Annotated in this window: 17 protein-coding genes; 1 reads left to right on the forward strand and 16 read right to left on the reverse strand. The window is 45.3% G+C overall.

All coding sequences use genetic code 11. The features are described from left to right. Positions 1-13: 13 nt before the first annotated feature. The 16 genes from ACYQ3Q_RS10675 to ACYQ3Q_RS10750 form a co-directional block, all read right to left on the reverse strand. Positions 14-1,270 (reverse strand): serine hydroxymethyltransferase, encoded by a 1,257-nt coding sequence (locus ACYQ3Q_RS10675; RefSeq protein WP_459928539.1) that lies wholly within the window; start codon positions 1,268-1,270, stop codon positions 14-16. An 18-nt stretch (positions 1,271-1,288) separates the two neighbouring features. Beyond that, positions 1,289-1,858 (reverse strand): TIGR01440 family protein, encoded by a 570-nt coding sequence (locus ACYQ3Q_RS10680; protein WP_459928540.1) that lies wholly within the window; start codon positions 1,856-1,858, stop codon positions 1,289-1,291. A 27-nt stretch (positions 1,859-1,885) separates the two neighbouring features. Beyond that, entirely contained in the window at positions 1,886-2,335 is a 450-nt protein-coding gene (rpiB, locus tag ACYQ3Q_RS10685) for a ribose 5-phosphate isomerase B (RefSeq protein WP_459928541.1), read from the reverse strand. Between the two features lie 135 nt (positions 2,336-2,470). After that, positions 2,471-2,917 carry a low molecular weight protein arginine phosphatase gene (locus ACYQ3Q_RS10690; RefSeq protein ID WP_459928542.1) on the reverse strand — a complete coding sequence of 149 codons (447 nt, stop codon included), beginning with the start codon at positions 2,915-2,917 and terminating at the stop codon, positions 2,471-2,473. 19 nt (positions 2,918-2,936) lie between these two features. Beyond that, positions 2,937-3,521, reverse strand: a complete 585-nt coding sequence (locus tag ACYQ3Q_RS10695) for a manganese efflux pump MntP (protein ID WP_459928543.1) — start codon at positions 3,519-3,521, stop codon at positions 2,937-2,939. Between the two features lie 62 nt (positions 3,522-3,583). Beyond that, positions 3,584-4,630 carry an L-threonylcarbamoyladenylate synthase gene (locus tag ACYQ3Q_RS10700; protein WP_459928544.1) on the reverse strand — a complete coding sequence of 349 codons (1,047 nt, stop codon included), beginning with the start codon at positions 4,628-4,630 and terminating at the stop codon, positions 3,584-3,586. A 5-nt stretch (positions 4,631-4,635) separates the two neighbouring features. After that, entirely contained in the window at positions 4,636-5,478 is an 843-nt protein-coding gene (gene prmC, locus ACYQ3Q_RS10705; protein WP_459928545.1) for a peptide chain release factor N(5)-glutamine methyltransferase, read from the reverse strand. Positions 5,479-5,535: 57 nt separating this feature from the next. Further along, positions 5,536-6,606 (reverse strand): peptide chain release factor 1, encoded by a 1,071-nt coding sequence (prfA, locus tag ACYQ3Q_RS10710; protein WP_459928546.1) that lies wholly within the window; start codon positions 6,604-6,606, stop codon positions 5,536-5,538. A 235-nt stretch (positions 6,607-6,841) separates the two neighbouring features. Further along, positions 6,842-7,039 carry a 50S ribosomal protein L31 gene (rpmE, locus tag ACYQ3Q_RS10715; protein WP_073027488.1) on the reverse strand — a complete coding sequence of 66 codons (198 nt, stop codon included), beginning with the start codon at positions 7,037-7,039 and terminating at the stop codon, positions 6,842-6,844. A gap of 133 nt (positions 7,040-7,172) precedes the next feature. Next, positions 7,173-8,144: a class II fructose-bisphosphatase gene (gene glpX, locus ACYQ3Q_RS10720; RefSeq protein ID WP_459928547.1), complete on the reverse strand. Its 972-nt coding sequence runs from the start codon at positions 8,142-8,144 to the stop codon at positions 7,173-7,175. A gap of 293 nt (positions 8,145-8,437) precedes the next feature. Continuing rightward, entirely contained in the window at positions 8,438-9,076 is a 639-nt protein-coding gene (fsa, locus tag ACYQ3Q_RS10725) for a fructose-6-phosphate aldolase (protein ID WP_459928548.1), read from the reverse strand. 18 nt (positions 9,077-9,094) lie between these two features. Next, a complete protein-coding gene (locus ACYQ3Q_RS10730; protein WP_459928549.1) occupies positions 9,095-9,949 on the reverse strand; it encodes a class II fructose-1,6-bisphosphate aldolase in 855 nt (284 codons plus the stop codon). Next, positions 9,940-10,623: a hypothetical protein gene (locus ACYQ3Q_RS10735; RefSeq protein WP_459928550.1), complete on the reverse strand. Its 684-nt coding sequence runs from the start codon at positions 10,621-10,623 to the stop codon at positions 9,940-9,942. Before ACYQ3Q_RS10735 ends, ACYQ3Q_RS10730 begins: the two co-directional genes overlap by 10 nt. Before the next feature lie 107 nt (positions 10,624-10,730). Further along, the gene (locus ACYQ3Q_RS10740; RefSeq protein WP_459928551.1) at positions 10,731-11,093 is read right to left on the reverse strand and encodes a response regulator; all 363 of its coding nucleotides are present in this window, start codon (positions 11,091-11,093) and stop codon (positions 10,731-10,733) included. A gap of 33 nt (positions 11,094-11,126) precedes the next feature. Then, positions 11,127-12,335: an alanine racemase gene (alr, locus tag ACYQ3Q_RS10745; protein ID WP_459928552.1), complete on the reverse strand. Its 1,209-nt coding sequence runs from the start codon at positions 12,333-12,335 to the stop codon at positions 11,127-11,129. A 4-nt stretch (positions 12,336-12,339) separates the two neighbouring features. After that, the gene (locus tag ACYQ3Q_RS10750; RefSeq protein WP_459928553.1) at positions 12,340-13,422 is read right to left on the reverse strand and encodes a lipid II:glycine glycyltransferase FemX; all 1,083 of its coding nucleotides are present in this window, start codon (positions 13,420-13,422) and stop codon (positions 12,340-12,342) included. Positions 13,423-13,571: 149 nt separating this feature from the next. Here ACYQ3Q_RS10750 and ACYQ3Q_RS10755 point away from each other — a divergent pair, with 149 nt between their 5' ends. Then, positions 13,572-13,784 (forward strand): hypothetical protein, encoded by a 213-nt coding sequence (locus tag ACYQ3Q_RS10755; protein ID WP_459928554.1) that lies wholly within the window; start codon positions 13,572-13,574, stop codon positions 13,782-13,784. The last annotated feature ends 31 nt before the right edge of the window (positions 13,785-13,815 follow it).

Consider the following 13,815-nt stretch of genomic DNA (forward strand, 5'->3'; position numbering starts at 1 on the left):
CATTTCGGCTCTCCTAATCTAAATTAGTATATAAGGGAAACTCAGCGCATAGAGAACTGACGATTTCCCGTGCTTTTTTCAGTTTATCAGGTTCATGGTGAGAGGTCAAGGCAAGGTCCATGGCTTCTGCTATCCGCACCATCGCGTCCTTATTCATACCGCGCGTTGTGACCGCAGGGGTTCCAAGCCGAATTCCACTAGTGACAAAAGGACTCGCGGTGTCAAAAGGAATCGTGTTTTTGTTGACAGTAATACCTACTTCATGAAGGATATTTTCTGCTTCCTTACCGGTTAACTGTTTGGTCCGTACATCAACGAGCATCACATGGTTATCTGTTCCTCCAGAAACAAGGCGGAATCCTCGATCTGTTAGTGCTTGAGCCAATGCGTTAGCATTATCTACAATATTCTTTTGGTAGGTTTTGAACTCTGGCTGAAGAGCTTCCCCAAAAGCTACTGCCTTAGCCGCAATGACATGCATCAACGGCCCACCCTGAATGCCTGGGAAAATTGCCTTATCAATGGCTTGGGCATACTCAGCCTTACAGAGAATCAAGCCACCACGCGGTCCTCTCAACGTCTTATGAGTAGTTGAAGTCACAAAATCAGCATAGGGCACAGGTGATGGATGTAATCCTGCAGCCACAAGCCCAGCAAAGTGCGCCATATCCACCATTAAATAAGCGCCTACTTCATCCGCAATTTCACGCATTACGCCAAAGTCTATGATCCTCGGATAAGCGCTTGCTCCAGCAACAATCATCTTCGGTTTATGTTCATGAGCTAATTTCCGAACCTCATCATAATCAATTCGTTCTGTTTCTGGGTCAACTCCGTAAGGAACAAAATTAAAATAAACTCCTGAAATATTGACCGGACTACCATGGGTTAAGTGTCCACCATGAGATAAGTTCATACCCAGTACCGTATCTCCTGGTTTTAAATAGGCAAAATAGACTGCCATATTGGCCTGGGATCCAGAATGAGGCTGTACATTAGCATGTTCAGCACCGAAAATTTCCTTAACCCGTTCACGGGCTAAGTTTTCGACGACATCAACATACTCACATCCACCATAATACCGTTTTCCTGGATATCCTTCGGCATACTTGTTCGTTAGAACAGATCCCTGGGTAGCCATCACTGCCCGGCTAACGAAGTTCTCGGAGGCTATTAACTCGATTGTATTGGTTTGACGTTTCTCTTCTTGCGAAATTACTTCTGCAATCTCGGGGTCTTGAGATTCCAGCCACTGATGAATATAATCCATTTTGTTCACTCCTACGTATTATTTGCTTTCATCATATATAGCCCGGGGTCCACCGATGAGGCGGGGGCGGGTGCGTGCTAGGGTCAAATGCGCTTGGCCTAGTTCTTTTACGTGTATGCGAATGGGTATTACCACGGGTCGTAAGTGCATGCCGATAAATGTATCTCCTACGTCAATTCCAGCATGCCCCTGGATTCGTTCGATCATCACCGGAGACGAAAATTTTTCCCAAGCCTTGACTGTCATTGCTCCTCCAGCATTCAGGGAGGGAAGCACTGTTACCTCTTCTAATCCATAGTGATTTACGCAGGCTTCTTCTACAACTAGGGCCCGGTTGAGATGTTCACATCCCTGAACCGCTAGAAAAATTCCCTGCTGGTTAACTCGTTCCAGCAAAGGGGGAAGCAATACTTCAGCAATTTCCAAACTGCTTCCCTGTCCAATTCGGTGACCCATTACTTCACTGGTGCTACACCCTATAACAAGAATTTGCTGTGAACGCAAATTTACTTTTTGGAAAAAGGCATCCAGTATGCTTTCCCATACTTTAGCTAATTCTTCTGACAAACCAGCAACGAAATTATCCATGTGAAAAGATTCCTCCCCCCTAGGCCGTCAGATTATTTCTCCCCGTTCAATGTCACAAATTAAATCCACTCGGTTAGCATGTCTGCCGCCAGAAAACTCTGTTTTCAAAAAAATATCCACAATGTCCAGGGCGAGTCCGACGCCGATTACTCTGGCACCCATTGCTAGGATATTGGCATTATTATGTTCTCTAACCATTCGAGCGGAATATGTCTCTGAGCAGACAGCTGAACGAATTCCTGGAATTTTATTTGCGGCCATAGAAATCCCCTGCCCCGTGCCGCAGATTAAAATCCCTAGGTCTGCCTCCCCTTTTGTGATAGCATAGCCTACTGCACACCCATACTTTGGATAATCTACGGACTCGGTCGAGTAGGTTCCAAAATCGTGTACTTCTAATCCTTGATTTTTCAAATGCTTGCTTATGGCTTCCTTAAGTTCGTAACCGCCATGATCTGCTCCCAGCGCAACTCTCACACTCATTCCCCCTCTTTGTCCTATTTCTCATTTCTACATATAGTTGCAAAATCCCTGCAATATAACTTAATAAAGCGACGTATCACGCCGCTAGTGTAGACATTTTTCGACAAACTTATGCTATTTTCTGAGGAATCAGCCCTCTAACCTCAACTTCTCTTTTAGTACACTCAGTAATTCACTAATTTCCTTTGCCGTCTGACGATAAACATTAAGCGAGCCCATCCAAGGATCCAAAATATCCTTTTGGGAATCTCCCCAATTACCTAAGCACCGGGTCTTAGTCTCATATTGAGGAAAAAGACGCTTTAAACTTTCCTCTTGGGCTTGGGTCATTGGAATAACCCAGTCTGCATCCGCCATTAGCTCCTCAGAAATTCGTCTTGCGCGGTGCTGTGAAAGGTCTTGATTCCGTTCTTTAAGAATCTCTAGGGCATGGGCATTGATTTCTTCCCCTTCCCAGGCTGACATTCCTGCCGAACTTATTTGAACCATGTCTCCAAACATATCTCGTGCTAATCCCTCAGCCATTGGGCTTCTGCAGGTATTTCCTGTACAAATGAATAAAAGTTTAATACCCATTAGACCATCCCCCACTCCCTTAGAAGAACAATTTGACTCCGATCAGCAATAATGCCAACCCGCCGAGCAATTCCGCCTGATCTCCTAGGCGTGTTCCTATCATTCGCCCCAAAACTAAGCCCATTCCAGTCATTAACCCCGCAATCAAACCCATTATTATAACAGTTATATAAATGTCCGTTCTAATTGTTCCTAGCGAAACCCCTACGCTAAGGGCATCTAAACTTACACTGGTAGCTAATACATAGATACCCCATCCACTTAAGGAACCGTTGCTGGATAACTTGGTATAAAAAAGAGCCTTCCTGGCTTCCCCAAATGAAAAATGCTCCTCACTCGGACGGTAAACCTTATAAATCATTCTCCCACCCAATCCAATCAGGACTATTGCGCCCATCAGATTAGCATAACGACCAAGAATAGTTCCTAACGCTTGGCCAAGGATCATCCCACAAAGAGGCATAAAGACATGGAAAAAAGCGACCACTAACGACAAGTGGACGATCATACGTTTCCGAATTCCCGCCAGACCAATCGCTAAAGACAATGAAAACGCGTCTGCTCCCAGGGCAATTGCTACTGCCACAACCCATGTTAAATTCATACCCTTCCCTCCGTTCCCTCTATGTATATGCAAGGGAAAGGGTTTTATTAGATGAATGGTGTTTAGATATATTCAATCCGATGGCCAGATGCCTTTTGTAAACGGTTCATAATAGCCGTTCCAAGGCCTCCCTCTTCGATTCCTTCAGCTAAGATTATGTCCACTCCTCTTTCATCACATAATCTTAATCCCTCAAACAAGTTACTGGCAACTTCTTCCGATCGATATTTAGATCCCAACACAAACAAAAGATCCGGTAAACGGCTATGCAAAAATGGTGCACTTTCAAGAGTGCAAAGAACTCCTACCCTTTTTAAGCGAGCATGTCCTTTTTGAATTTCTTGCCCCATCCGCTGTATGACACGCTCTTGAAGGCCGACCATCACAATCATATCTCCTTGGGGAGCATAGTGCCTATATTTCATACCCGGTGCTTTAGGAACCCGATTATCCGTCAGAGTATTCATTCGAACCTCACCTAAGATCTCTTCCAACACTTCCCTGGAAATACCACCTGGACGTAGGATGGTGGGTACTCCTCCAGTGACATCTAGTACCGTTGATTCAACCCCTACTTGACAGGCTCCAGCGTCTAGAATCAGCGGTATTTTGCCTTTCATATCGCGCCAGACGTGGCTGCCGCTCGTCGGACTAGGCTTGCCTGAAAGGTTAGCGCTTGGCGCTGCGATGGGAAGGCCGGTTTCTTCGATTAGGCCAAGGGCAACCGGGTGGCTGGGCATACGGACCGCTACGTTCGCCAACCCAGCAGTGACAACATCGGGAACCAAAGCGGTTTTGGGCATAACTAAAGTTAGTGGACCCGGCCAAAAATGTTGAACGCATAATTCAGCTTCTGGTGCCCATCTTTCAACCAGCTTGTTTGCCATAGCACGATTGCTAACATGCACAATCAAAGGGTTATCCTGGGGCCGTCCTTTTACCCTGAAAATCTTTTCGCAGGCTAGTTCATCCAGCGCATTGGCCCCTAACCCATAGACCGTTTCAGTAGGAAAAGCTACCAGCTCTCCCGAACGCAGCCATTCTGACCCTTCTCTTAACAATTCGACTTCTGGGTGGATTCTATCTATATAACTCCGTTTTGTTAGCATCTTTGTCACCTCGCTATGATCACCCGGTCTCTCCCTGCCAGATCCGGGAAAACCTGTGTTTCAAAACCCCTCATCTGGAAAAGCATACAAACCGCCTCCGCTTGATCACAACCAATTTCCATTAGCAGCTTCCCCTTAGGATTTAGTATAGATCGCACACTTTCTGCCAGACGGCGATAATAATCTAAACCGTCTTGTCCTCCTAAAAAGGCCATGGAGGGTTCTCTGAAAATCTCCGGATCACACTGCTTATACTCCTCCTTAGAAACATAGGGAGGATTCGTAATAATATAATCCCAAAGTTGACCTAAAATAGGTTCCAAAAAGTCCCCCTGACGCCATTGCACCGAGACACCCAAACTCTGAGCATTCTGTCGTGCCACTTCCAGTGCGTCAGACGAAAGATCAGTTCCAACCACTTCCGCCTTAGGATAATAATGCGCCATTGAAATAGCAAGAGCCCCGCTTCCAGTACAAAGATCCGCAACCTTGATCTTTCTTTCTTGCCGCTCGTCTTCTTGTCTTACAACCTCGAGCCACTTCTCGACTAAAATCTCACTGTCCGCACGCGGGATTAGCACCCGTTCGTCGACGTAGAAAGAAAGTCCCATAAACTCCTGCCGCTTTAAGATGTATTGGAGAGGTTCGTTCCCGGCGCGACGGAAAATCCCCCCCCGAAAATCTGCCTCCTCTAACTCAGACAAATTTCGGTCCCCGTCCAGATAGAGTTGGGGTCGGGAAACATTTAAAACCCAAGCCAACAACATGTCTGCATCAAAGCGAGCATTTGTAATCCCTTTTTCTGTGAGCCGCGCTTCGCCCCAACGCAGACTGTCAATTACCTTCAAAACTACAAAGCCCCCTACTCGATGTTCGATGTTCGATGTTCGTAGTTCGAATCTCGATTATTGGATTTCGGCCTTTAACCGTTCTGCTTGATCCGATGAATTCAAGGCTTGGATAATTTCATCCAGATCACCTGTTAAGATTGTCTCCAAGCGATGTAAGGTAAGGCCTATGCGATGGTCTGTAACCCGTCCTTGTGGGAAGTTAAACGTTCTGATCCGCTCGCTCCGATCTCCTGTGCCTACTTGGCTTCGGCGTTCAGAAGCCTGTTCACCACTCGCCTCTTCTTGAGCTTTCTCTAATATTCTAGCCCGTAAGACGCGTAACGCTTTCTCTTTGTTCTTAAGTTGGGATTTTTCATCTTGGCAAGACGCAATAATCCCTGTAGGCAGATGGGTAACTCGTACTGCTGATTGGGTGGTATTCACGCACTGTCCACCCGGTCCACTAGAACAATAAACATCGATGCGCAGGTCATTGGGATTAATGGATACTTCCACTTCTTCTGCTTCAGGAAGAACTGCAACCGTCGCCGTAGAGGTATGAATCCTGCCTTGCGACTCCGTTGCAGGGATCCGTTGAACGCGGTGCACGCCACTCTCAAACTTTAATTTGCTATAGGCACCATGCCCTTCCATAAGCACAATGATTTCCTTATAACCACCCGCATCTGAATAGCTAGCACTTAGAACTTCCGTTTTCCAGCCCTGTGCTTCTGCATATCGAGTATACATTCTATAGAGATCTCCGGCAAACAAGGCTGCTTCATCCCCTCCTGCCCCTGCTCTAATTTCCATGATGACGTTCTTCTCATCTAAGGGATCTTTGGGTAAAAGCAGGACACGGATCTGTTCTTCTAGTTCCTGTATTTGGATCTGCAATTGACCTCTCTCTTGCTCCGCCATATCTCGCATTTCAGAGTCTAATTTTTCCTGAAGTATAGTTTCCGTTTCCTCAAGCTCACGCTTTACTCCCTGGTATTCCCTAAAGGCTGTGACAAGATTTGTCATGCCGGCCTGTGCCTTAGCATATTTTTGCCACTCACTCTGATTCTTGATAATTTCCGGATCACTAAGAAGTTCCGTCAATTCATCGTATTTTCGTTCAATCTCATAAAGTTTTTCTAACATTTTTACACCTCAAAAATTACGTAAGTTCTTTAATCTGAATCTATTATATTTATATCGAGGCACGAGGCGCGAGGTGCGAGGCTCGAAGGTTTAATTCGAGGCTCTAGGCACGATGCACGAGGGCTATATCTGGCTCGCGCCTCGCGCATCGAACATCGAGCTTCGCAATTGACATTTACGCAAAAAGCAGAGCTTGCGCTCTGCTTTTCCACCAGCAACGACCGCAGGCCGTTGTTTACATCCCATATTTCTTTTTAAACCGATCAACCCGTCCGCCTGCATCGACAAACCGCTGTACCCCGGTATAGAAGGGATGGCACTTCGAACAGATTTCCACTTTTATGTTCATTCTTGTGCTGCCTGTAGGAATGACTTCTCCGCAAGCACATGTCACCGTGGTTTGTTCGTATTTCGGGTGAATTTTTTCTTTCATGTCTTCACCTCTTTCCCGTTTAGATCAAGGCGCAGCTTTCTTGACCACGCCTGCTCATGACAAAATTCCAGTCAACTCTTACTATTCTAGCACAAATAGTATCCGCTGGTCAAGGATCTTGTTGGTGGCCTATTTAACAGCCCTTCATAGCATAATCTGGCTTCTTGTCAAAGCAGTGACGTGCTTCAATAAAGCGAACTGTCCCCGTTTTCCCTCGAATGACAACAGTGTGAGTCAATGCACCTTTAGAGGTATAGGTTACAGCACGTAGTAAGGGGCCTTCTGTAATCCCAGTCGCTGCAAAGAAGACATCATCCGTACTTACCAAGTCATCCATCGTTAATAATTTTTGGACGTCCTCAATCCCTAAGGCTTTAGCTCTGGCGACGTCTTCTTCGTTTTCCGGCCACAGGCGGCCTTGCATTTCCCCGCCCATACAACGCAGGGCTGCGGCTGCTAGGACCCCTTCAGGCGCTCCGCCAACTCCCATCATCATATCGACTCCCGTATCTTCAAACGCACAGGCCACAGCCGGAGAAACATCCCCATCGGTAATAAGCCGAACCCGCGCTCCGCAATCACGCACATCTTGAATCAATTTCTGATGACGTGGACGATCCAAAATGACGACCGTTATGTCTTTCATAGCTTTCCCCAACGCTTTAGCTACATTCGAGACGTTTTCACGCACTGTGGCATCTAAACTTATCTTCCCAACAGCAGCAGGACCTACCGCGATCTTATCCATATACATATCTGGAGCGTGAAGTAAGCAGCCCCTCTTGGCAATCGCCACAACGGCAATCGCCCCTGCCACTCCTTTCGCACAACTATTGGTGCCCTCTAGTGGATCAACTGCAACATCCAATTCCGGACTGTCTCCATTTCCGACACGTTCCCCAATGTAAAGCATCGGGGCCTCGTCCATTTCCCCTTCGCCGATTACCACTGTACCATCCATGTGAATTGTGTTAAAAACTGCCCGCATTGCTTCAACAGCAGCATTATCAGCGGCTATCTTATCTCCTAACCCTACCCAACGGGCCGAAGCTAGCGCCGCAGCCTCTGTCACTCTAGCAAATTCCATCGTTAGTTCTCTTTCCATTTTCGATTCCTCCTTAAATTAACCAATAGTATTACCCTTTATTTCTACTTAGCTGACTTAAACAAACGAGTTGCTTCTATGTAAGTAATCCTTAATTATGTTATCACATTGATCGCCTATACTATTATTGTGACATACTTTAAAAGAGTTTTCAACCACCTTAATGGTCTAGAATCCTTTTGATATAGATAGAAACATTGGCATCTATCTATCTGGTTTCAGACAAGCAGATGCCAATGTTTGATGTCGTTTATAACCTTAACCTTACTAGCAGTATTAATCGAACAGTATAGTTATCTTTTATTCCAGTCTGCTAAAAACTTTTCGATCCCAGCTTCTGTTAAAGGATGACGAAATAGCTGTCTTAAAACTCCAAAGGGAATCGTTGCAAAATCAGCTCCGATTTTCGCGGATTCCGTTACATGGACTGGGTTCCGAATACTAGCCGCAATAGTTTTTGTTTCGATACCATGTACTTGGTAAATATCACATATATCAGCCAACAGGTTGAGTCCATTTTCACCGATGTCGTCTAGTCGGCCTAGAAAAGGACTTACATAGGTTGCACCTGCCCGTGCTGCTAGTAACGCTTGATTCGCTGTAAATACGAGTGTGACATTCGTTTTGATTTGCTCAGACGCTAATACTTTAACAGTTTTAAGACCATCTTCCGTCATCGGAACCTTAATCACAATGTTTGGGTGAATCCCCGCTAACACATGTGCTTCCTGTAACATCCCTTCATGATCAAGGGCTATCACTTCTGCACTGATCGGGCCGTCCACAATCCCAATGATCGTGTTTAGAAGCTCGTGGAAGTCCTGTCCTTCTTTAGCAACTAAACTGGGGTTTGTCGTAAGGCCTGCGATAACTCCCATATCCCAAGCTTGCTTTATTTCTCCGATATTTGCAGAGTCTAAAAAAAACTGCATTCTATTGCCTTCTTTCTTTTATGCTTTCCCGTTGCTTCCAAAAATTCGAATTTTCTCGCGGATTATTTTGGTTGCAGCTTCTCGAGCAGGACCCAACATTTTGCGCGGGTCAATTTCTTTGGCGTCCCCTTCAAGGACTTGGCGAGCAGCCCATACAAACGCTTCGCGGATATTTGTGTCAATGTTTACTTTGCAGACACCCCGTGAAATCGCTTCACGCAGTGCATCATCTGGAACTCCGGAGGAACCATGCAATACAAGGGGCGTTGAAACTCTTTCTCTAATTTTTGTTAGCCGTTCAAAGTCGAGTTTCGGAATCCCTTTATATTGACCATGAGCTGTCCCGATAGCTATTGCTAAGGCATCTACCTTTGTCGCTTGAACAAAGTACTCTGCTTCAGCCGGGTCCGTAAATAACGCCTCTCGCTCGTCTACGGTAATATCATCTTCCGTTCCACCTATTTTACCCAATTCTGCCTCTACTGAAACCCCTAAAAGTCGAACTGCCTCGATTACTTTGTTGGTCAAAGCAATGTTGTCTTCTAACGCGAGTTTGGAACCATCGATCATCACGGAAGAAAATCCGTTTCGCGCACACTGCATAACCTGTGCGAAACTCGTTCCATGATCAAGATGCAGAGCTATAGGTACGCTTGCCTTTTCTGCCGCCAGTTTTGTTAACGCGGTAATATATTCAATTCCAGCATACTTAATCGCGCCTTGACTTGCTTGAATAATAACGGGAGCCTTTTCAGCCTCAGCAGCAGCCACGATAGCCTGGACAATCTCCATATTGTTGCAATTAAATGCCCCTACTGCATAACGTTCTTTTTGAGCCCTGTCTAATAATTCAATCATCGATACTAACGCCATTTTTTTTCCTCCTCAATTTTTCTTGAAATATGTTGTCCCCGTAACGGACTGTTAATAAGCCAAGTTTTATTCTCCTTCAAATATAAGGAATTTATACCTTCAAATTGACGAACATTATCTGAGCTGTCCGCATAGACCACTCCTACTGCTTCACAGCATTCACAATAAAGTTCTATGCGATCCGGCAACAATTCAAAGGTTAACTGATGGTTTCCACAGGCACATCCTAAATCTCCTTGCTTTGCGAGACGATGAAGATGATCTAAAATCCAAAGCATCACTTCCGGATTTTCAAACTCTTCCTCATAACCTAGCTCTACTGCCAATTCCATGGATTTTTCACGTTCATGACAAGCGTGGTTAACCTTCTGCTTTGGCCCTATATATCCGACCGAAGCGCCTACGTCGGGGCAAGTGAGCGGCAAAGCGTCTCTCCCCCAAATGGCATGTCGGTTTAATCTTAAATAATGGGTCTCCCCACAGTAGGCACAATCATAAGCAACATTGAACTGCTGACTGTTACGACTGGTTACCGACATAGACTGAAAACCACAACTGCAATGCAGATTCTTACGTCCTGGTCGAGAAAATGCAAAGAGAGAGAGGGCATGAAATTCTAGCTCTCCACATTGGGAGCACTGCATAGCAATTGTTGAGTTTGTTGTTAGAATCATAATTCCCACCTCTTCCTACTGCATATACTTCGTCATGCATAAAGAATTTCCTGCCTTTTGATTAACAAAAAAAGCGAGCAGTAAGCGGCGAAACTATTGTCGTAAAGCTACGAAGTTTGTAATATTTCCTTTACCCGTTTTCTAAGGTCAAATATATCAAAGGGTTTACTCATATAATAGAGAATCCCAAGATCCTTAGCTTGTTCCATATTCTGTGCATCACCGTAGGCGGTCATCATAATCACGCCAACTTGACGGTCTATTGCACGAATTTGTCCTAATGTTTCTAGCCCGTTCATTCCTGGCATTTTCATGTCCATTAAGATGAGGTCAGGCTTAAAGGTCTTAAGTAACTGAACAGCCTCCGTACCATTGGCAGCCATTTCAACCTCATGTTGATCTTCCCTGAAGGTCTCAAAGAGTAGACGACGCACACCCAATTGGTCGTCTACGATAAGAACTTTTGCCACCCCTTAACCCCCTCTTATGATAACGCAAGTTTCTTATTCTCTAAGAAATGAATATTCTTTATGTTCTACTGAAATTCCTTCTTCTAAAATTCTCTCTGACAATATTTGTCCATCTTGTCTGTATTTCCTAAGAATACGTGGATTTGCTACGGTTCTACGCAGGGGAATCCTCACATCATCCCCCAACGAGCATTCCTGCATCCCCACATCAATTACCGTAAGCTGCATTCCGATTTTTCCAGCAACTTGAACCGTCCGACCTTGGAGCTCTACCCTTTCCTGACCGAGATAAATACCAAACAAAGCAACAAAATTCTTGAAAATAATTTTACTAAAATCTATCCAGCCTTGGGGGACAAAATGTGGAGCTACCCCAAATCCATCTGCATATCCCACAGGGATCACCGCCAGCTGTGTAGCTTTCTTCGTCCGATAAATACTTTGATATCCCACATAGGTTCCTTTAGTGACTTTGCGCAGATGAACAATCCGGCTTTTAGCAAGCCAAGGATCACGCAAGGTTAATTTTCCCGAAAAACCTGGCCCTGGATAATGCCCGATCAAAAGAGTCCCGATGCGCACAAAATCATGATGCCATTCAGGATAGTCGAGAAACGCAGCGCTGTTACAGACGTGCTTCCAAGTAGGATGAATTCCTAGTTCCTCTAAACGGGCCGTGAAAGACTTAAAGCGTTCATACTGCTCTAGAGTATAGCGTTTATCCCTTTGGGCAGCCCTGGAAAAATGAGTATATACTCCCACAACCTGAATATGATTGGATTTAGACAAGACAATACAAAGCTCTTCAAGTTCAGAGAACCGGAACCCAGTTCTCCCCAATCCAGTCTCTACCTTCAGATGAATCTGGATTGGCTGATCAAGCTGCAATTCCAATTTCGAACCCGTTTCATTTAACTCCGCAATCCAGGCTAGTTCAGTCATTGTTAGCTGTAACTTTGCCGCGATAGCCATGGGCCATTCTTCCTTCAGGGTGGGTCCCAAAACTAGAATGAGTCCCTCAATTCCGTGCTCACGTAAGATTAGCCCTTCTTCTACTCTCGTGACCGCAAATGCATCACATCCGGCACGTTGTAAGGAATGCGCAACTTCAATCGCCCCCAAGCCATAAGCATCAGATTTTACAACTGCCATACATCTTGAGCCGGGACGAAGATGCTTAATGACTTCTTGATAATTTCCGACTAAGGAATCTAGGTCCACTTCAATCCAAGTCCCAGCCATTGCGTTATCCCCTCCGCACTCGCCGAAGTTTAGCGATTAATCCCTTTAACAGATCAGAATAGATAGGCTCTAGATGGTTCCAAAGAAAATAAACCATGGGGCGATACACTAGGTCCCACTCTCCAATGAACTCTGTATACTCTCCGTTAAATCCCTTCTTAAATCGATAAAGCCCATACAGCGGATTATCTTCCGTTAAATGTCCGGGCACCCCCCGAAAATCATAGAGAGTACAGCCCAGGGATTTTGCCCACCGAATCATTTCCCACTGAATTAAATAGTTCGGCATGACATTGCGGTGAGCGTTTGAGGAAGCCCCGTATATGTACCAAGCCTTATCCCCTATGACAAATGCCAAGGTTCCGGCTACAATATTCCCTTCATATTCGGCAATAAATAATTCTCCTAAGCCCGCTGGGACCAAGGAATCATAAAGGTCTTCAAAATAAGAATAAGCCCGCACCAAAAAGCGGTCACGCTCTGTCGTTTCTTTCAATACTCTATAAAATTCCGGCAAATCTTCTCGTTTTCCTCGCCTGATCTGAACCCCCTTTTTCTGGGCAAGACGGATGTTATAGCGTGTTTTCTGTTGCATATTTGCGAGCAGGGTTGCTTCATCTGGAGAAATATCTAGCCGAAACACATACTTTGGTTGAACCCCCTCGAAGCCCTTGCCGCTCTCAGCAGATCTGAATCCTCTCGAAAGCAAATACTGCTCCAGTTCTTTTTCTGAAGAAGATACATCCGGATCAATTTTTAAGAAAATAGCCCCTCGAGCCTTAGCTAACTTTTTAATTTCCTTTAAAATTAAGTCTAATAATGCACTATTTTTTAAGTTGAGTATCGGCCCTCGTGAAGCGTAAAAAATAGGAATCCCTACAACCGGTATTTTTCGTTCAAGAATAGAGACCGCAGCAACGATCTCATTGTTTTCTTCCACTATCAAACGCCAGGGTACCCAGCCAGTCCTGCTCTTAATCTCTCCCCATTCCCACGATTGGAGCACGTGTCCTTTAGGGTCTTTAGCTAAAAAAGCGTTAAATCTCATATGTTCATTTTTATTGATCCATCTTGCAACATAGGGCATCCGCTTCAGTCCCCCTTCCTCTCTCCATTCTTGCCATGGTCTTGCTCCCTTAATCAGTAACTCGCTATTATACAGGAAGAGTTCATGCCAGACCTTTAATCCAGGTTTAGCAGAACTCTTCTAGGTCAAATTCCATGATTTCCACATATATGTACATCGAGATGTCAAGGTTTGCACCTTTCTCCCGTTCCAAGCAACCCCAGAGACGGACGCAGTATTTTACAAGTGTGAAATCAAACCCGGAAATACCAGAACAGTCCCCAACTTGCGTCCGGATTCTAACTATCTCCAAAGCAGACCAAACCGTTCCAAGCCCGGGACGCAGTGTGACAGAGCGCGACGTCTTTACGAAAGCAGACTAGCAAACTTCCGTGTAAGCGACCCCAGATACGG

Source organism: Desulfosporosinus burensis (assembly GCF_054657535.1).